Source organism: Dietzia sp. 2505 (genome assembly GCF_040546785.1).
Taxonomy (GTDB): domain Bacteria; phylum Actinomycetota; class Actinomycetes; order Mycobacteriales; family Mycobacteriaceae; genus Dietzia.
Window position 1 is genome coordinate 124,748 of sequence record NZ_JBEPON010000007.1, and the last position, 18,611, is coordinate 143,358.

Consider the following 18,611-nt stretch of genomic DNA (forward strand, 5'->3'; position numbering starts at 1 on the left):
AGACACCCCCGCCACGTCCCGATCATCGGGCCCCCACCGTTCCATTGCGGTCGAGAACGGCCTGCACGGGACCCGAGTAGACCAGGCTCTCCCCGACCCTGAGGTCGAAGGACGCGCCGTCTGCAGATGTCAGTGTCGCCGTGATGGTCTCGTTGTCGACGGTCTCTCCCACACATCGGAGAGCAGCACCGTGGCCATCGCACACCGGGGCGACGAGAATATCGACACCCTGCTCCAGTAGCACCTCGTTGACCGCGTATCGCAGGTCCGCGATCTCCGCTCCCCCGACGGGCGCGAGAGCGTCGATCTGCGAGCATCCTGCAAGAGCAATCGTGAGGATCATTCCTCCGACCGCCCGCTTCATCGCTGTCCTCGCTGCTGGTGGGCGAGGAGGCGAGCGTGTTCGCGCAGGTGCTGTTGCTCTAGCGACGCGTCCGTGATCGCCTCCATCTCGAACGGGGCGGGTAGCAGGAGCTCGGTGTTGCGGTCCAGCGCCGAGCCTCTCCTCATCAGGGGGTTCTCGGCCCAATCGTTCGCGGCCAGCTCCCGACTCTGCGATGCGAGGTCCAGGTACTCGCCCGACGAGCCCGGGGTCACCGGTGACGCGTGATCGAGCACTGTCGTGAACAGCGACAGCGTTCCATCCCGGTTGTCGACGATCTCGACGGTCTGCTGTTGTTGTGGGAAGTCGATGCAGGATGCGGTCGTGATCTCCCAGAAACCGCCGCGGCTTCCGCGATGGGCGAGAATCTGATTCTGATGTGTGTGCCCGTTCAGCCAACCGATCACCACCGGATAGGCCAGGAGAAGGTCGACGAACTCCTCGGCTCCATAGAGCTTCTTGTTGGAGCCTGGTCTCCGCGCTCGATTCTCCAGGGTCATGCTGTTGTGATGCGTCAGGACCAGGACGAGCTTTTTGTCGGACTGTGCACGGTCCAGCTGGCCCTTGAGCCACTCGAACTGGTCGGCCGGCACCGCGCCGTCGGCTCCGGCTACGGCGTTGCAGGTATCGAGTCCGAACAGGCGTACGTGGGGCGTCACATCAGTGGTCCACCAGGTCTCTCCGGAATCGAGGTTGTGCTGGGTGAAGCCGTGCCCGACGGGGCCGGGTGTCGCCGTGGTGTTGAAATGCTCGGCCATGAACTCGCGTTGCTCGAAGAGGTACCGCCGCGGATCTGCGGTGACTCCACGAAATCCCGGCCTGGCCCCCGACCGGACGCCCCACGCGTCACTTAAACGCTGCAGTGGACTCGCAGTCGCGGCGTATCCGGCCAGTATCGACGTAGCGGTGGCGCTCAGCGTATGCGCCTTCTGCGATCCGACTGCCAGGGAATGCAGCTGAGAGGAGAGGCCGAACGTGCCGAGCAGGAGGGTGTCGTGGTTGCCGTACACCGAGTACCACGGGACCGGGAGGCCCACCGACTCGACAGGGCGCGCGATGGCTTCGGACAACAACCCGGCCAGCCGGGGAAATCCGTAGTCGCCGAACGCTCCGCCCGAGGGGGCATCCGGCCGGTAGGCCCATTGCGCGTCCTGCCATGCCTGCACGCCCTCGAAGACGTGGGGAGATCCACTGTTCGGAGTCACCGCCGCCCCGTCGAGGACGTCGATGTACCACCTCAGCTCGAGATGGGAGTGCATGTCCGCACTGTCGCCGGTGACAACCGCCGTACCGAGCGGCGCCCCGGTCACCGGGCTGATCGAGTTGTCGGCGAACGACTTGACCATCGCTGCGGTCACGTGAACGGTGAGGGGATCCTGCGGGTGGAACGCCGACCCCCACGTCGCGTGATCCTGAACGATCATCGGCTCGATACGGCACGGGGACTGAGCGTCGATGACGTGCATATCGGACAGGTGCCCGAGATAGAGGAGCGAACGGCGCGCGTTGACCCGTGCTGGAGAGGGCGACGCGCGCAGGATGTCCAATCGCGGCAGGTGGTCCTCGCCCGGTCCGGCGGCCAGGGTGCGGTACGAGTGGGCGTCGCCGCCGCTCCGCAGAATCGTCCCCGACAACGTCGACGGTGGCGCGTCGGGAACCGTCCGAGCGGTCGCGAGCCGGCCGCCCAGCGCGCCGGGTGCCATTCCCCACAACGCTGCCAGAAGGCCGACGCGCCTGACGAACTGTCGACGGGATAAACCGGGCATCGACGCTCCTCCGGCTTGGGGTAGCAGAAGAGTAGCGCCGGAAACAGCGGGATGGAACGGGGTGCGTCGTCGCCGGGTGGAACCCGTTGTGCGCCAACGCGACCTACGTTCACTGCAGCTCGGCCGCAGGTCAACCGGTGCGCAGCCGGCCCGCCATCTTGTGCCGTTCCAGTTCGGTCATGCCGCCCCAGACGCCGTAGAGTTCCCGCTCCTCGATGGCGTACCGGCGGCACTGGTCGAGCACCGGGCACTGTTGACAGAGCTGTTTGGCGAGCTCCTCGTTCTTCCGCCTCGTGCCCTTGAGGTCGTGGTCGTCGTTGTAGAACAGGTCCTGGTGGCCGACGCAGTTGCCGCGGTCAGCCCATGCCCATCGATCATCCACTGCGGTCGAGGCGGCCTCAGCCAAATGATCATCCCACCTTCGGAGTCGGCGACGAGTCGATAGACCGTGCGCGGAAGAACGTCCCATCATCCGTTGTATGAAAGCGGCGGGACTACACCCCCAGGGGTGGGATCGACGTATCGGGTCATCCGAGGGATCGTTGCTAAGGTCTGTTCATGCCGGTCAAGGTGACTGTGATCAACGACTACCTCGTCGTCGTAGCCGGGGTGAACGCCATCCTCTCGGAGTACGCCGACCGCATCGAGGTCGTGGAGAAGCACACGGTCTCCAAGGGTGCCGCGGCGGTCGACGTGGCTCTGTACGACACGTTCGCCGCACCGGTGGGCAAACACGCCCGCCTGGCCGCGCTGCGTGAGGATCCCTCGATCGGTGCGGTCGCGGTCTACTCCTTCGCCGCGGACCACGCCGCGGTGGAGGACAGTCTGGCGTTGGGGGCGAACGGTTTCCTCTCCAAGTCCCTCTCCGCCCCGGAGCTGGTCCGGGGGATAGAGGAGATCGCGGCGGGGCGCGTCGTGACGATGGTGGGGCCGGGGTTGTCCGCCACGGGGGCCAACGACTGGCCCGCCAAGGAGGCGGGCCTCTCCGCCCGGGAGGCCGAGATGGTGGGCCTGATCGTGCAGGGCATGTCGAACCGGGAGATCGGCGACCGGTGCTACCTGTCGGCCAACACGGTCAAGACCTACATCCGTGCCGCCTACCGGAAAATGGGTGTGAACACGCGAGCCCAGGCGGTGGCCTGGGGAATCGAACACGGCCTGAAGCCCGACCGCCAGGCCTGAACCGCGGGCGTCCGGGGGTCGGGAAGTCATTCGCCTTGAAACGGGTACCCTAGGGGGGTACCGTATGACACATGGCCGAGCACGGATACACCCCGAACAAGGACGACCACCTCAAGCGGCTGCGTCGCATCGAGGGACAGGCCCGCGGCCTGCAGAAGATGGTCGAGGAGGACAAGTACTGCATCGACATCCTCACGCAGGTCTCCGCCATGACCCGGGCGCTGCAGTCGCTCTCGCTCAACCTGCTCGAGGAGCACCTGGGCCACTGCGTGGCCGGCGCGATCGAGCACGGTGGCCCGGAGGCGCAGGCCAAGCTCGCCGAGGCCAATGCGGCCATCGCGCGCCTGGTCAAGTCGTAGTCCGCTCCACCGAGCCGCCCTCTACCCGTCTGCAACCATCAGAGGAGAACCCCATGTCTGTCACGTCCCGATTCACCGTCTCCGGAATGACCTGCGGCCACTGCGTCGCCTCCGTGAAGGAGGAGGTCTCGGAGATCCCCGGCGTCACCGATGTGGAGGTCGACCTTGAGTCGGGCCGCCTCGTCGTCGTCGCCCCCGATCCCGTCGACCCCGCCCTCGTCCGCGCCGCCGTGGACGAGGCCGGGTACACACTCGACGCCGCGGAATGAGGTGGCCACGATGAGCCGCACCGACACCAGCGCTGCCGGCAGCCTCACCGGTGAGCCGGCGACGACTTTTGTCGACCTCCAGATCGAGGGAATGACCTGCGCCTCGTGCGCCAACCGGATCGAGCGCAAGCTCAACAAGCTCGACGGGGTTACGGCCGAGGTCAACTACGCCACCGAGAAGGCGCGCGTGGAGTACGCCCCCGGCGTGGAGTCGCAGCTCCTGCTGGACACCGTCGAACAGGCCGGGTACTCGGCGCGGTGGCCACAGCCCCGCGCGTCCCGCCGCGGCACGCCTGCCGCCCCGGGCGAGGGCCACGCAGACGGGGCCGCCGCCGCGACGGGACATGCCGGAAATGCCACCGATGACACCGCGGCCCCCGACCGGGTTGAGAGCCTGCGCCACCGCGTTGTCGTCTCGGCGCTGCTGTCGGTACCCGTGATCGCCATGGCGATGATCCCCGCGCTCCAGTTCACCAACTGGCAGTGGCTCTCGTTGACCCTCGCCGCTCCGGTCGTGGTGTGGGGCGGGTGGCCGTTCCACCGCGCGGCGGCGATCAACCTCCGGCACGGCTCGTTCACCATGGACACCCTCGTGTCGATCGGCACGTCAGCCGCCCTGCTGTGGTCGCTGTACGCCCTGTTCTTCGGCCACGCCGGGATGCCGGGCATGACCCACGGGTTCGAGTTCTCGCTCTCACCCAGCGACGGCGCGGGCGACATCTACCTCGAGGCCGCCGCCGGGGTCACCACGTTCGTGCTGCTGGGTCGCTACATCGAGGCCCGGTCCAAGCGCACGGCCGGGGCGGCACTCAGGTCGCTGCTCGAGCTCGGCGCCAAGGACGTCGCGGTGCTGCGCGACGGCGTCGAGACCCGGATCCCGGTGGAGAACCTCCAGGTCGGCGACGAGTTCATCGTGCGCCCCGGCGAGAAGATCGCCACCGACGGGCAGATCGTCGACGGCGCCTCCGCCATCGACACCGCCATGGTCACCGGCGAGTCCGTGCCGGCCGAGGTCTCCACCGGCGACGGCGTGGTGGGCGGCACGGTCAACACCAGCGGTCGGCTGATCGTCCAGGCCACCCGCGTCGGATCGGATACCCAACTCGCGCAGATGGCGCAGATGGTCACCGACGCCCAGTCCGGCAAGGCCGCCGCGCAACGCCTGGCCGACCGCATCTCCGGGGTCTTCGTCCCCGCCGTGCTTGTCCTGGCGGCCTCGACGTTCGCCTTCTGGCTGATCACCGGATCCGGCGCCTCCATGGCGTTCACGGCCGCGGTCGCGGTGCTCATCATCGCCTGCCCGTGTGCCCTCGGTCTGGCCACGCCCATGGCGCTCATGGTGGGGACCGGCCGCGGCGCGCAGCTGGGCATCCTCATCAAGGGCCCCGAGGTCCTCGAGTCCACCCGCCGCGTCGACACGATCGTGCTCGACAAGACCGGCACCGTCACCACCGGAACGCCCGCCCTGGTCTCGGTGACCGCCGCGGACGGCGAGGACGAGACGCAGGTGCTGCGCTACGCCGGCGCGGTGGAGGACGCCTCCGAGCACCCCATCGCCCGGGCGGTCGCCGCCGGTGCCCGCGAGCGGGTGGGCCGCCTACCGGCGGTGGCGGGGTTCCGTAACACCGAGGGGCTGGGGGTGTCCGGGGTGGTCGCCCTGGGCTCGGACGGTGTCGGTGCCGCCCACGCCGGTGGGAGCCGTCGATCTGACGACCCCCGTGACGACGACGAGGTGGTCGTGGTGGGCCGTCCGGCTCTACTCGCCGAACAGGACATGCCGCTGCCGGCCGAGCTCGAGCGGGCGGTCGACGAGGCCTCCGGCCGCGGCCACACCGCGGTGGTGGTGGGCTGGGGTGGCCGTGCCCGCGGGGTGCTCGTGGTGGCCGACCAGATCAAGGAGTCCTCCGCCGAGGCCGTCGAGGAGTTCCGCGGCCTGGGGCTCACCCCCATCCTGCTGACCGGCGACAACGCCAGGGTCGCCGCCTCGGTGGCACAGCATGTGGGCATCGATCCCGGCCCGGATTCTGCGATCTCCGAGACCGTCATCGCCGAAGTGCTGCCTGCTGACAAGGTGGACGTGATCCGTCGGCTGCAGTCCGAGGGGCGCGTGGTGGCCATGGTCGGCGACGGTGTCAACGACGCAGCCGCCCTCGCCACCGCCGATCTGGGCCTGGCGATAGGGACGGGCACCGACGCGGCGATCGAGGCCTCCGACCTCACGCTGGTCCGCGGGGACCTGCGCGCCGCGGCCGATGCGATCCGGCTGTCCCGCAGCACCCTGCGGACCATCAAGGGCAACCTGTTCTGGGCGTTCGCCTACAACGTGGCCGCGCTGCCCCTGGCGGCGGCCGGGTTGCTCAACCCGATGATCGCGGGTGCGGCGATGGCGTTCTCCTCGGTGTTCGTGGTGGCCAACAGCCTGCGGCTGCGGCGCTTCCGCGCGGCCGCCTGACCCACGACGGCCCCGCCCGGCGCCGCCGCCGCCAGCGGATTTCGCGCGGTTGCGCCTGGAATGAGCCTGGGTACGGTGGCGGCCACGACGCCGACATTCACGACGCCGACAAGGAGGTCCACCGGATGGCCATGCAGAACCGACCTGGACAGACCGAACTCGTACAGACCGTGCCCACCTTCCGCCGAGCCCGCAGGGGCAGCGCGTTCGTCGCACTCGCCGCAGCAGCCGTGCTGGCCGCCTCGTGCGGGACGGGGGAGGACTCTCCCGCCGCCGAGGGGACCACATCCCCCCAGGACACCGCCACCACCGCCGACGCGGGAGCCGGGGGCGAGGAGCAGGGCGACCAGGCGTTCGCCACCGCGGAGCTCACCGACCCAGAGGGCGGACCGCTCGGCACGGTGGAGTTCGTCGAGGCCGAGGGCGGCACCCTGGTCACCGTCGAGGCCAGCGGACTCGAGCCCGGATTCCACGGACTGCACGTTCACACGACCGGACTGTGCGAGCCGGACAGCGCCAATCCCAACGACCCGGAGGAACGGGGGGCGTTCCTCTCGGCCGGCGGGCATCTGGCCGGACCGAATGGCGGGGCCGGGCATCCCGAGCACGCGGGCGACCTGCCTCCGCTGTACGTCGCCGGCGACGGGACCGCCCGCATCACCACCCTGACGGACCGGCTGGACCGGGAGCTCCTGCTGGATGACGACGGCTCGGCCGTCGTGATCCACGAGGACCCGGACAACCTCGCCCACATCCCGGAGCGTTACGCACCGGAAGGGCCGGACGAGGACACGCTGATGGCCGGAGACGGAGGCAGCAGGATCGCCTGTGGGGTCGTCGAAGGCTGACCGCTCCCCGACACGTGACCGGACAGTTGTCCGGTCACGTGTCCGATATCCCCCCGATCAGGCCGCCCGCTCTGGTAGCGTCCGCCGCGAGCAGGCGCGCGTCATTACGCTCCGCCTCAGGTCGGGAGGGGACACATGGCCATCCGGGTCGCACAGATCGCCACGGGGAACGCCGGGGCGATCGCCCTGCGCCAGCTCATCGAGGACCCGCGCTTCGACCTGGTGGGCGTCTGGGTGCACTCCGCGGACAAGGCGGGCCGGGACGCGGGCGAGCTCGCCGGTCTCGGGGTGACCACGGGCGTCACCGCCACCACGAGTGCGGCCGACATCGTGGCCGCGGCGCCCGACTGCGTGGTCTACTGCGCGATGAGCGACACCCGGCCGGTGGAGGCCGCGCGCGACATCCGCGAGTACCTCGCCGCCGGGATCAACGTCGCCGGGACCGCACCCACTCCGCTCATCAACCCCGCCGCCGGCGTCCCTGACAGCGCGCGCGCCAAGCTCGAGGCCGCGGCCCTGGAGGGCGGCGCCACCCTCTTCGTCACCGGCGTGGACCCGGGGTTCACCAACGACCTCCTGCCGCTCGCGATCACCGGCACCTGCCGCGAGGTGCGCCAGGTCCGCTGCACCGAGTTCTCCGACTACGCCACCTATGATTCCACCGAGTCGATGGTCGACGTCATGGGGTTCGGCACCCCTCTCGACCAGACCCCGCTGCTGTTCCTGCCCGGGGTGTTGACGGCGGGGTGGGGGGCGTCGATCCACCTGCTCGCCGCCGGGCTGGGCGTGGAGGTGGACGAGATCACCGAACACGTCGAGCGCGAACCCGCGCCGGAGACCTACGAGGTCGCGGCCTGCACCATCGCCGAGGGCACCCAGGCGGGGTTCCGCTTCCAGATCACCGGCATGGTGGCGGGCGAGCCCGTCATCGTGGTCGAACACGTCACCCGCACCCGGGACGATCTGCGGCCGGACTGGCCGTACGCGGTCCAGGAGGGTCACTCGTACCGCGTCGAGGTGATCGGCGAGCCGTCGTACGTCCTCGACCTGGCCGCGCGGAGCGCGGACGGCGACCACAACTACTCGGCGATCCTCGCCGGGGTCGGCAGGGTGGTCAATGCCGTTCCCGCCGTCGTGGCCGCGGCGCCGGGGCTGACCACGACGCTGGATCTACCGCTCACCGGCGCGCCGGGCATCGTCGGCACGCGCTGACGCGTCGATCGGCGCCGTCACCACAGCTGTTCACGAGTAGAGGGAGTCGTCATGGGTCGGGTCGAGGGCAAGGTCGCCATCATCACGGGCGCCGCACGGGGGATGGGTGAGGCCGACGCGCGCCGCCTCGTCGAGGAGGGCGCGAAGGTCGTGCTCACCGACGTGCTGGACGAGCAGGGCGAGACCGTGGCGGCCGAGTTGGGGGAGAGCGCGCGCTACCGCCATCTCGACGTGTCCGACCCGGAGCAGTGGAGGACCGTCGTCGAGGAGACGGTCGCCGACTGGGGCGGGGTCGACGTGTTGGTCAACAACGCGGGGATCGCCAACGGGGCCGAGCTGCACAGGTTCCGGCACGACAAGTGGCAGCAGATCCTGGACGTGAACCTCACGGGGACCTTCTACGGATGTCAGGCCGTCACCGAGACGATGATCGCCGCCGGTGGTGGGTCCATCATCAACGTCTCCTCGATCGAGGGCATGCGGGGTACCCCGTGGGCGCACGGGTACGTGGCCGCCAAGTGGGCCGTCCGCGGACTCACCAAGTCGGTCGCGCTCGAGCTCGCCCCGCACGGCATCCGCTGCAACTCGCTACACCCGGGCCTCGTGCGCACCCCGATCACCGAGGGGATCCCGGACGACATGATCCCGATCCCCCTCGGCCGGCTGGGCACCGTCGAGGACGTGGCCAACTTCGTGCTGTTCCTGGCCTCCGACGAGTCCTCATACGCCACCGCCACGGAGTTCGTGGTGGATGGCGGGACTATCAACGGGATCCCGCACAAGCAGCTGTAGAGCGCGTCTCCGTGCTCCCCTGAGACGGACCCTGAGTCGCTGCTCGGCGCTCTCGGGGTTCGTAGGCTCAGCAGCATGAGTCAGGATCTCCCCACATCGACAGACGCCCCCGGCGACAGCGGTTCCACCGGGACCCGCCTGGACCCGCACCGGTGGGTGACGGCGGGGTGGCTTGTCCACTGGCTGCTCCGCGTCTGGCTGGCCTTTGTGCTCCTGGTCTACGGATGGCCCAAGGTGTTCCTCATGCAGATGGGGGTCGCGGATTACGGGGACGCCCTGACCGCGTTCGGCGAGATGAGCCCGATGGGGCTGCTCTGGCGGTTCATGGCATTCGCGCCGGTCGTCCAGATCCTGGCCGGCGTCGCCGAGGTCGCCGCCGCCGCCCTCCTGCTCTTCCGCCGTACGGCCTGGTTGGGCGGTCTGCTCGCCGCCGCGGCCATGGGCGTGATCTTTCTGCTGAACATGACCTTCGACGTCCCGGTCAAGCAACTCTCCCTGGCGATGGCGGTGACCGGGCTGGTGGTCGCGGCTCCGTGGTTCGTCCATGTGTGCCGCATCCTCGCCGGTCGTGCAGTGCCCGCCGCGATGCTCCCGGACCCGGTGCCCTGGCCTGCGGTCCGGCGCGTCACCCGGTGGGCGGGGCCGATCCTGGCGGTGGCGGCGGTCTGCGTCCCCGGCGCGGCTCTCGGTGCCATGGCCGTGAAAGGCGGGACGCTGACCGCGACATCCGAGTTGGCCGGCGTCTACCGCGTGGTCGAGGACGAGTCCGAACCCGCCGAGCAGCTGGCCGAGGACGACCGATGGCAGCAGGTGGCCTTCGGGCAGAACGGCGCGGGCCACGCGCGACTCGGGCTGCGTCTGGCCAACGGAGACTTCTACGACGGGCGATACTCCGTGAACGGCGACGTGGTGACGATCGAGTTGTATCCGGTCCGCGAGGGCACGTACGGCCTGGTGAGGGACACCGAGCGAACGCTGACCCTGACGTGGACCCGGGTCCCCGGGGGCATCGCGCTGACCGGCGACGGGGTGGACGTCACCATCGCCGAGGACCCGGAGTCGCGCTATCTGTTCGACCGGGGCTTCCACTGGGCCCCGACGACCCCGGTCAACCGGTGATCGCCCGGCGCCGAACCGGCCCGCCGAGAGGGTCCGCGCCCTACTTCCCCCGCGGCACTCGGCCCATCAGGTAGAACTCCGGGTTCGGCCGCATGTCGGTGGCGTTGGCCACCCGGTTGCTCAGCCCGAACAGACCGGTGATCGTCGCGATGTCCCACGCGTCCTCGTCGTCCAGGCCGTGCGCGTGCAGCGCGGCGAAGTCGGCGTCGACGAGCTCGTCGGACCGCAGGTTGACCTTGGTGGCGAAGTCGCAGATGGCGCGTTCCCGGGGGGTCAGCTCGGCCTTGTGATGGCTCACGGCCAACTGGTCGGAGATGTACGGGTCCTTCTTCACGATCCGGAGGATCGCACCGTGCGCCACCACGCAGAACTGGCAGTTGTTCTGCGCGGAGATGGTCACGATGATCATCTCCTTGTCCGCCTTGGACATGTTCGAGTCCTCGCGGTCCATCACCGCGTCGTGGTAGGCGAAGAACGCCCGCCACTCCGCCGGGCGGCGCCCGAACATCAGGAACACCTCGGGGACGAACCCTGCCTTCTCCTGCTCCGCAAGGATGCGCTCCCGCAGGTCGTCGGGGAGATCGGTGAGCTCGGCGAGGGGGAAACGGTCGGACATGTGCGGCTCCGGGGGAGTGGGGCGCCCGGGTGGGGCGCCGGACTGAGGGGCAGGGAACTGAGCAGTGGGGGCTCAGGGGCGGAGGGACTGGAGGTCTGCCCAGAGGCTATGCCGCGTCGCCCGACGGCGGATCAGGATCGCGCCGCGGACCCCCACGTGTGTACGCGCTCGATCTCCAGCCAGGCGTCGACACGGGCACGATCGCGGACCGGGTACGGCTGATCCGTGTAGTGCCGGGACAGGGCGTCGATGCCGGACAGGTCCGGGTCCTCGGCGATCTCGGTGATCCGGCCCTGGATGCTCACGTGCGAGTACCAGTCGTCGGCGTCCAGCACGGACAGAGCCACCCGTGGGTCGCGCCTCAGGTGTTGGAGCCGCACGCGGCCGGCGTCCAGGTTGAGGTGGATGCGGTCCCCCACCAGCCGGTACCAGGTGGGCACGGTCACCGGGGAGCCGTCCTTGCGCAGCGTGGCCATGACGCACGGATTCGGCCGGGCGAGCAGGCGGCGAAGGTCGTCGGTCAGCGGGGAGTCGGGCCGGTGTGATCCGGGCTGGTGCGTGTCGGGCTGGTGTGTGTCGGACACAGTGCGGGTCCTCTCGTCGGTGGCGGCTACTCCGGTCCAGTGTGCGCGCCGCCGCCGCCGGGCGGTGGCGCTATACCCCCGAGGGTTTTACGGTGGGGTGTGTACCTGTTCCCCACGGAAACGGACACACGACATGCTCTTCGAACGCATCTATGATTACGACCTCGCCCACGCCAGCTACTTCATCGGCTGTCAGAGCAGCGGTGAGGCGATCGTCGTGGACCCCAGCCGCGACCTCCGGCCCTACTTCGAGATGGCCGATCAGCACGGCATGACCATCGTCAAGGTCACCGAGACCCACATCCACGCCGACTACCTGTCCGGCACCCGAGAACTGGCCGCCGCGACCGGTGCCACCACCTATCTCTCCGACGAGGGCGGCGAGGACTGGCGCTACGGTTTCGAGGGCGAGCGGCTCCGCCACGGCGACTCCGTCGAGCTGGGCAACGTCCGCCTCGAGGCCGTGCACACCCCTGGACACACGCCCGAGCACCTGATGTTCCTCGTCACCGACGGCGCCTTCGCAGACGAGCCCGGTTACGCGCTGACCGGCGACTTCGTGTTCTGTGGCGACCTGGGCCGACCGGACCTGCTCGACGAGACCTCCGACGGGAGCGGCTCCGACGGGAGCGGTTCCGGCGAGGACACCCGCGTCGAGAGCGCCCGGCAACTGTTCGCCAGCCTGCGCGAGCGCTTTCTCACCCTGCCCGACCACGTCCAGGTGTTCCCGGCCCACGGGGCGGGCTCTGCCTGCGGTAAGTCCCTGGGCGCGCTGCCGTCCAGCTCGGTGGGATACGAGCGGAAGTTCGCGTGGTGGCCGAAGTACGTGGAGGACGACGACGAGGAGGGCTTCGTCTCCGAACTCCTCGACGGCCAACCCGACGTCCCGGCCTACTTCGGGCGGATGAAGCGGCAGAACCGGGACGGGCCCTCCGTCCTCGGCCATCCACTGCCGGAGCTGCCCGAACTGCCTGCGGAGGAGGTGGCCTCCGGCATCGGGTCGGGCGACCTCGTCGTCGTCGACCCCCGACCCGCCGACGACGTCCACGACGGCACCGTCGAGCGCGCCATCAACCTCCCCGCCGGTCAGGCCGGCACCTACGCGGGCTGGGCCATCGACCCGGAATCCGACACCCGCGGCCTGGTCTTCCTGGCCGAGGACGCCGGGGCGGCCGACGAGTTGCGGCGGCACGTCATCCGGGTGGGCGTCGACTCCACACGCGGGTACGTCACCTCCACCGACGGACTGCACACGTTCCGACCGGAGACGGTGGACCCGAAGGACCTGGGATCCCACGAGCACGCGATGGTCCTCGACGTCCGCGCGACGTCCGAGTACGACGAGGGCCACGTCCCGGGAGCCATCCAGCTGCACGGTGGCCAGGTGATGTGGGAACGCGACGAGCTGCCCGACTCGGGAAGGATCGTCACCTACTGCCAGTCGGGTGCCCGCAGCTCGGTGGTGGCCAGCGCGCTGCGCAGCGTCGGCCACGACGTCGCCGAACTCGAGGGCAGCTACTCCGCCTGGGAGGACGCCGGCATGCCCACGGGGTGACCGCGGGGCCCGGATCCCTGGGAGGTACCCCTCTAGGGTGGGGTTCATGACCACCACAGCGACCATCCTGGCCGCCGAGGAGGAGCTCGGCTCGATGCCGATCTTCGGCGTGGCCCACTTCTCCGCGCTGGCCGTCACGGTGGTGATGACAGCTGTGTTGCTGGTCGTGGTGCGGCGCCACCGCGGTGCCCGGGCAGTGGACCGGGCGATCACGACCGCCGGGTGGCTCATGTTGCTGGTCGGGGTGGGCTGGATTCTCTGGGACCTGATGCCCGGCCGATTCGATCCCGCACAGGCCATTCCGGCCGATCTTTCGGACTGGGCCCGAATCATCATCCCGGTGGCGTTGATCACCCGTGCGGGGTGGGCGGTGGCGGTGGCGTATTTCTGGGGGTTGTCCCTCAACCTGATGGCGCTGCTGACTCCGGACCTGGACTACAGCTTCTCCCCGCCGGTGGAGTACGGGATGTTCTGGTTCTCCCATATCGCCGCCTTCATCGCCCCGGTGATACTGGTATGGGGGCTGGGGTTGCGACCGACCTGGCGGGGATTCGGGTTCACCTTCCTGTTCACGGTGTTCTGGGCCGTGGTGGCTTCTGCGGTCAACCTGGTCGCCGAGGCCAACTACGGGTATCTCCGCCACGCCCCGCCGGAGGGGTCGCCGCTGGATCTCATGGGCCCCTGGCCCGTCTACATCGTTGTCGCAGCGGGGGTGGTCGCCGTGGTGTGGGCGCTGTTCACCTGGCCGTGGACCGCCGAGCGGCTGACCCGGGGCACGGAACCGGTCGGGGCCGGGCTGATCCGCCGACCCGCCGGCAGGAACCGGCCCGACGCGTAGTCCGAGCCGTAACCCGGGGCGAACTCGCCGTCGGACCACACCACGTGGCCGCCGATTATCGTGGCGGCCACCGCCCGGTCGTTGCGGTTGACCATGCGCCGTATGCCACCGAGTTCCGGCATCGCCTCCTCGTGATAGCCCAGCGACTCGCCGTCGAGCCCGGCCGGATCGATCACCACCACATCGGCTCGCCGTCCGGGCTCGATCCGCCCGGCGTCGAGCCGATAGAAGTCGGCGAGCTCGCCGGTGAGTTTGAACACGGCCTCCTCGACGGACAGGAACGGGGCGCCGCGACGGTTCGCCTCGTGCACGCGCTCGAGCAGGCGGACGCCGAAGTTGTAGAAGGCCATGTTCCGCAGGTGCGCACCGGAGTCGGAGAAGCCGATGGTGATGCCGGGGGTCCGCACGAGCCGGTTCGCGACCTTCTCGCGCGCGTTGGCGATGGTGGTGGTCCACCGCAGGCCGGCGCCGTGCTCCACGACGAGGTCGAGGAAGCAGTCCGCGGGGTGCAGCGTCCGGTCGCGGGCGACGTCGCCGACGGTCCTGCCGACCAGCGCCTCGTCGGGGCAGGCCACGATCAGAGCGTCGTCGAAATCGCGGTGCCACACCCGCGGGCTGAAGCGCTTCTCGAAGTCGCGGCGAAACCAGCGTCGGTAGCTCTCCTCTCCGAGCAGGTCGGTGCGGGCCATCTCGTCCTTGAGGTGCAGGGCCTCGCGTCCGGAGCCGAACTCCTCGAAGACCACCAGGTCGATCCCGTCGGCCCACACCTTGAAGGTGGTGGGCAGGTGCTGCCACACGAACCGGCCCCTGCCGAGGGTGTTGGCCACCCATGCCAGGGGCCGGAAGATGCGGTTGACCCACGGCTCGGCCAGGGTGTCCGCGGCGGCGAGGAGTGAGACCCGCAGCGGCTTGCGGAAGAGCCCCGTGCTGGTCGCCACGTAGAATGCCACGTCGACCTTGGTGTTGAGGTTCGGCACGCCCTGCAGGACCCGGCCGCGCCGGCGGAGGATCCGGCTGATCCGTCGGAACTCCTTCCACGAGGCGTGCGTGGAGGGCAGGGTCCGCGAGCGGTAGCGGTCGCCGTCCATCTTGTCCCAGGGGTTGGTCATGGTGGAGACCCCGATGAAGCCCTGGTCGAGGGCCTCGTCGACGCGCCGTTCGATCTCGCGTCGCTCCCGCCGGGTGGGGGAGTGCTCCGGGTCGGTCGCCCGGCCCAGTCCCATCACCGAGGCGCGGACGTCGGAGTGGCCGAGGAAGCTCGCCACGTTGGGCCCCAGCGGCAGTGCCTCGACCGCGCGCCGCCACCCCGACGGGTCGGACCAGGACTTCGTGCGCTCGAGTGCCTCGAGCACGGCGTCCCGGGGCAGGGCCTCGACGCGGCTGAACAGGTCGGCCACGTCGACCGTGTCCGAGTAGACCCCGGACAGGGAGCAGTTGCCCACGAGCACGGTGGTCACCCCGTGGCGCACCGATTCGCCCAGCCCGGGGGAGACCAGCAGTTCGACGTCGTAGTGGGTGTGGGTATCGATGAACCCGGGCATCACCCATTTGCCGTGGGCCTCGATGACGCGGGTGCCGGGTGAGACCGGGAGCGGGGTAGGGCTCACCGCCGCGACGAGGCCGGACCGGATCCCGACGTCGGACCGGACGCCCGGCGCACCGGTTCCGTCGTAGACGGTCCCGCCGCGGATCACGAGTTCGAAGTCGGCGCCGCCCGGGCTGGCGTGTTCAGTGGTGTCCACGAGGCACTCCCCAGTTTGTGATGCAAAACACATACTTCACCAGGCTACCCGGACACTGGTCCAAGTCCAGACCTCGTCGGAGATTCCCCTGCGCCGCCCGGCCACGTCGGGCCGCCTCCCGGCCGCCGTCCCTCGTGTGCCCGTGTGCCCGTGCTCTCGCGTGGTCACATCCGCTCACGTTCTCCGAGGTGGCGTTCCCGCTCAGGTGCCGTTCGCGACCACTCGCCGGAGGGCGCCGGGGCACACCGGCGGTGGGGCGCCGGGGCACACCGGCGGGAGGGCGCCGTGGAGCACCGGCGGGAGGGTGCAGCCGCGCGGTATCGGCCGGTCGCCGCGCCAGTGAGACGCCTGCGGGCCGGGAGTAGCCTTGTCGCGCATGACCACACGCACGGAGCGCCTCGACGGCCTGCCGTTCACCCGCAAGCACCGCAGGCTTCTGCTCGGATCCGGGGTCGGCTGGGCACTGGACGCCATGGACGTCGGCCTGATCTCGTTCGTCATGGCCGCGCTGGCAGTGCACTGGGCGCTCACCCCCACCGAGCTGTCCTGGATCGGGTCCATCGGGTTCGTCGGCATGGCGATCGGCGCCGCGCTCGGCGGTCTGCTCGCGGACAGGATCGGTCGCCGCCAGGTCTTCGCCGCGACCCTGCTGGTCTACGGACTGGCCACGGGCGCGGCGGCGCTGTCGACCGGAATCGCCGTGCTCATCGTCCTGCGCTTCATCGTGGGTCTCGGCCTGGGCGCCGAGCTGCCTGTCGCCTCCACGCTGGTCAGCGAGTTCGCGCCCCGCCGGATCCGCGGCAGAGTCGTGGTGATCCTCGAGGGCTTCTGGGCAGTCGGCTGGATCATGGCGGCGCTCATCGGATACTTCGTGGTCCCGACCGGTGACGACGGATGGCGCTGGGCGCTGGCCGTGGGCCTGGTCCCCGCCGCCTACGCGCTGGTCATCCGGTTCGGGCTGCCCGAGTCGGTGCGGTTCCTGGAATCGAAGGGACGGGTCGACGAGGCCGAGCGGATCGTCCGCCAGTACGAGGCCTCGGCCGGGGTCGAACCGCCCGACGCCACGCCCGCCGCCGCGCCCACCGCGACCGCCGGCGCGGCCCCGGACCGGCTCGAGCCCGTCGAGGAGTCCGCCCGCGGGGAGTCCGCCCGCGAGCCGATCTGGTCCCCGCGCCTGCGCCGACGGACCGGCGCCCTGTGGATCGTGTGGTTCGGGATCAACTTCTCGTACTACGGCGCGTTCATCTGGCTGCCCAGCCTGCTGGTCTCACAGGGCTTCGACCTGGTCAGGTCGTTCGGTTACACCCTCATCATCACGCTCGCCCAGTTGCCGGGGTACGCGGTCGCGGCGTGGCTCATCGAGGTGTGGGGCCGCCGCGTCACCCTCGCGGGGTTCCTGTCGGGTTCCGCGGTCGCCGCGGGCCTGTTCGGCCTCGCGGGCTCGCCGGCCACGATCATCGCCGCGGGTATGGCGCTGTCGTTCTTCAACCTCGGCGCGTGGGGCGCGCTGTACGCGATCGGCCCCGAGCTGTACCCCACCAGGACCCGCGGGTCCGGCACCGGCGCGGCGGCGGCGTTCGGGCGGATCGCCTCGATCATCGCGCCACTGCTCGTGCCGGTGATGCTGGGCGCCGGAGGCACGGCGATGGTCTTCGGGGTGTTCGCCGCGGCCTTCGTCGTGGCAGCGCTGGCCGCCTTCACCCTCCCGGAGCGCAAGGGCGTCGCGCTCGAGGAGACCTGACGCGTCTCCCGGCCGGCGGGCCGCGCGCGGATGCGGCAGCAGGCCGCGGGTGTGACGATGGCGCGGTGACCCCTCGCGTGATCGGTGCACTCGTCTCCGTGCTCGGCCTGCTCGTCGTGCTCGGGGGGATCCTGCTGGGCAGCATCGGGGTGGCCACGGGCGGGTGGATCCAGCGGGTGGACTGCGGCACCTACTTCAGCCCCGACTACCGCGAGGCCAGGGACAAGGACAACGCCCTCACCTCGCTGAGCTGGGCAGACCTCCTCCGGGGTGAGCGTCCCCAGCCGAGTTCGGAGGCGCAGGAAGCCTGCGACTCCGCTCTCGCCCAACGCAGGGTCCCCGTACTGGCATCGTTGGGCGTGGGAGCGACGATCGTGGCGGTCGGACTCGGCCTGGGAGTGTTCCCGGCGGCGGCCGCGGCGCTCGGGAGGAGAGAGGGCGACGGTGGGCCGGGCACCGGTCACGCGCCGGGCATCCGGCACGGGCCCGGCACCTCCGCCGGGTAGAACCGTGGACGGCAGGGGCCCGGCCGACGGGGTCAGTCCCGCGTCTCGCGTCCGTCGCCGAGCTCGCGGATCCGCTCGGTGGCCGCACGGAGGCGCTCCTTGCGGGCCTCGTCGTCGGACTCCTTGAGCTCTTCGTAGAGCTCCTCGTCCGAGTCGGTGAACTGCAGGATGGCGCGCGGAACCCCCAGGGTCAGGACCAGCGACGGCCACACGATCCACGCGTAGTCCCAGCCCACCACGAACTGCAGCACGAGGAACGCCACGAGCGTCGCTCCCAGGACCAACCCGTCGAGCGTCTCCACCGTCCTGCCCCGTTTGCGGAGGTCCTGGAGTTCGCGATCCGGGTCCGACGCCGCGGGTGACGACGACGAGGTGCGCACCAGCTCGCCACCCGCCGCTGTGGCCGACTGGACGATCATGCCGTCGACGCTGTTCAGGGGCATGCCGCCGGGGAGATCTCTGAACGACCCGCGCAGCTGGCCCAGGGTGCGCGCGGCCGCGATGTCGCCCGAGCGGGAGTGGAACTCCGGATCGTCGAGGCGGCCCGCCGCGTAGTGGTCGCCGAGCGCGGTCAGGGCGTGCAGACGCTCGGAGTCCGAGAGCAACAGATCATCGGGATCGGTCATGTGTCCAGGTTATGAGGGGACC

The 18,611-nt window shown here is 70.1% G+C and carries 18 protein-coding genes and 1 pseudogene; 12 read left to right on the forward strand and 7 right to left on the reverse strand.

Annotated features, from left to right (window positions below; translation table 11 throughout):
- Positions 1 to 22: 22 nt before the first annotated feature.
- From ABIE38_RS13925 to ABIE38_RS13935, 3 genes are all read right to left on the reverse strand, one after another.
- A complete protein-coding gene (locus tag ABIE38_RS13925; protein WP_354057245.1) occupies positions 23 to 343 on the reverse strand; it encodes a hypothetical protein in 321 nt (106 codons plus the stop codon).
- A gap of 17 nt (positions 344 to 360) precedes the next feature.
- Complete coding sequence (locus ABIE38_RS13930; RefSeq protein ID WP_354057246.1) at positions 361 to 2,148, reverse strand: TIGR03767 family metallophosphoesterase; 1,788 nt, start codon at positions 2,146 to 2,148, stop codon at positions 361 to 363.
- A gap of 130 nt (positions 2,149 to 2,278) precedes the next feature.
- The gene (locus ABIE38_RS13935) at positions 2,279 to 2,530 is read right to left on the reverse strand and encodes a WhiB family transcriptional regulator (protein WP_354057247.1); all 252 of its coding nucleotides are present in this window, start codon (positions 2,528 to 2,530) and stop codon (positions 2,279 to 2,281) included.
- 176 nt (positions 2,531 to 2,706) lie between these two features.
- Here ABIE38_RS13935 and ABIE38_RS13940 point away from each other — a divergent pair, with 176 nt between their 5' ends.
- From ABIE38_RS13940 to ABIE38_RS13975, 8 genes are all read left to right on the forward strand, one after another.
- Positions 2,707 to 3,330 (forward strand): helix-turn-helix transcriptional regulator, encoded by a 624-nt coding sequence (locus ABIE38_RS13940; protein WP_354057249.1) that lies wholly within the window; start codon positions 2,707 to 2,709, stop codon positions 3,328 to 3,330.
- Positions 3,331 to 3,401: 71 nt separating this feature from the next.
- Complete coding sequence (locus ABIE38_RS13945; RefSeq protein WP_095718749.1) at positions 3,402 to 3,689, forward strand: metal-sensitive transcriptional regulator; 288 nt, start codon at positions 3,402 to 3,404, stop codon at positions 3,687 to 3,689.
- Between the two features lie 53 nt (positions 3,690 to 3,742).
- Positions 3,743 to 3,958, forward strand: a complete 216-nt coding sequence (locus ABIE38_RS13950; RefSeq protein ID WP_179523754.1) for a heavy-metal-associated domain-containing protein — start codon at positions 3,743 to 3,745, stop codon at positions 3,956 to 3,958.
- A 10-nt stretch (positions 3,959 to 3,968) separates the two neighbouring features.
- Complete coding sequence (locus ABIE38_RS13955; protein WP_354057252.1) at positions 3,969 to 6,410, forward strand: heavy metal translocating P-type ATPase; 2,442 nt, start codon at positions 3,969 to 3,971, stop codon at positions 6,408 to 6,410.
- A gap of 125 nt (positions 6,411 to 6,535) precedes the next feature.
- The gene (locus ABIE38_RS13960; RefSeq protein ID WP_354057254.1) at positions 6,536 to 7,258 is read left to right on the forward strand and encodes a superoxide dismutase family protein; all 723 of its coding nucleotides are present in this window, start codon (positions 6,536 to 6,538) and stop codon (positions 7,256 to 7,258) included.
- Between the two features lie 135 nt (positions 7,259 to 7,393).
- Positions 7,394 to 8,470 carry an NAD(P)H-dependent amine dehydrogenase family protein gene (locus ABIE38_RS13965; RefSeq protein ID WP_354057256.1) on the forward strand — a complete coding sequence of 359 codons (1,077 nt, stop codon included), beginning with the start codon at positions 7,394 to 7,396 and terminating at the stop codon, positions 8,468 to 8,470.
- Positions 8,471 to 8,521: 51 nt separating this feature from the next.
- Positions 8,522 to 9,262 (forward strand): glucose 1-dehydrogenase, encoded by a 741-nt coding sequence (locus tag ABIE38_RS13970; RefSeq protein WP_354057258.1) that lies wholly within the window; start codon positions 8,522 to 8,524, stop codon positions 9,260 to 9,262.
- A gap of 75 nt (positions 9,263 to 9,337) precedes the next feature.
- Positions 9,338 to 10,381, forward strand: a complete 1,044-nt coding sequence (locus tag ABIE38_RS13975; protein ID WP_354057260.1) for a hypothetical protein — start codon at positions 9,338 to 9,340, stop codon at positions 10,379 to 10,381.
- Positions 10,382 to 10,421: 40 nt separating this feature from the next.
- Here ABIE38_RS13975 and ABIE38_RS13980 read toward each other — a convergent pair whose 3' ends face one another.
- Positions 10,422 to 10,997, reverse strand: coding sequence for a peroxidase-related enzyme (locus ABIE38_RS13980; protein ID WP_354057262.1), 576 nt, complete (start codon positions 10,995 to 10,997; stop codon positions 10,422 to 10,424).
- Positions 10,998 to 11,128: 131 nt separating this feature from the next.
- Complete coding sequence (locus tag ABIE38_RS13985; RefSeq protein WP_354057264.1) at positions 11,129 to 11,581, reverse strand: PPOX class F420-dependent oxidoreductase; 453 nt, start codon at positions 11,579 to 11,581, stop codon at positions 11,129 to 11,131.
- A 133-nt stretch (positions 11,582 to 11,714) separates the two neighbouring features.
- Between ABIE38_RS13985 and ABIE38_RS13990 the strand changes: the two genes are divergently transcribed.
- Complete coding sequence (locus ABIE38_RS13990; RefSeq protein ID WP_354057266.1) at positions 11,715 to 13,136, forward strand: MBL fold metallo-hydrolase; 1,422 nt, start codon at positions 11,715 to 11,717, stop codon at positions 13,134 to 13,136.
- A gap of 145 nt (positions 13,137 to 13,281) precedes the next feature.
- Positions 13,282 to 13,833: pseudogene (locus ABIE38_RS13995) on the forward strand (YwaF family protein); the annotation flags it as partial.
- Here the strand turns inward: ABIE38_RS13995 and ABIE38_RS14000 are convergent.
- Positions 13,827 to 15,716: an N-acyl-D-amino-acid deacylase family protein gene (locus tag ABIE38_RS14000; RefSeq protein ID WP_354057268.1), complete on the reverse strand. Its 1,890-nt coding sequence runs from the start codon at positions 15,714 to 15,716 to the stop codon at positions 13,827 to 13,829. The pseudogene ABIE38_RS13995 and the gene ABIE38_RS14000 overlap by 7 nt on opposite strands.
- A gap of 376 nt (positions 15,717 to 16,092) precedes the next feature.
- Between ABIE38_RS14000 and ABIE38_RS14005 the strand changes: the two genes are divergently transcribed.
- Positions 16,093 to 17,457: an MFS transporter gene (locus ABIE38_RS14005; RefSeq protein ID WP_354057270.1), complete on the forward strand. Its 1,365-nt coding sequence runs from the start codon at positions 16,093 to 16,095 to the stop codon at positions 17,455 to 17,457.
- Between the two features lie 65 nt (positions 17,458 to 17,522).
- Positions 17,523 to 17,963, forward strand: coding sequence for a hypothetical protein (locus ABIE38_RS14010; RefSeq protein ID WP_354057272.1), 441 nt, complete (start codon positions 17,523 to 17,525; stop codon positions 17,961 to 17,963).
- A gap of 32 nt (positions 17,964 to 17,995) precedes the next feature.
- Here ABIE38_RS14010 and ABIE38_RS14015 read toward each other — a convergent pair whose 3' ends face one another.
- Positions 17,996 to 18,589 carry a DUF1707 SHOCT-like domain-containing protein gene (locus ABIE38_RS14015; RefSeq protein WP_354057274.1) on the reverse strand — a complete coding sequence of 198 codons (594 nt, stop codon included), beginning with the start codon at positions 18,587 to 18,589 and terminating at the stop codon, positions 17,996 to 17,998.
- Positions 18,590 to 18,611: the final 22 nt, after the last annotated feature.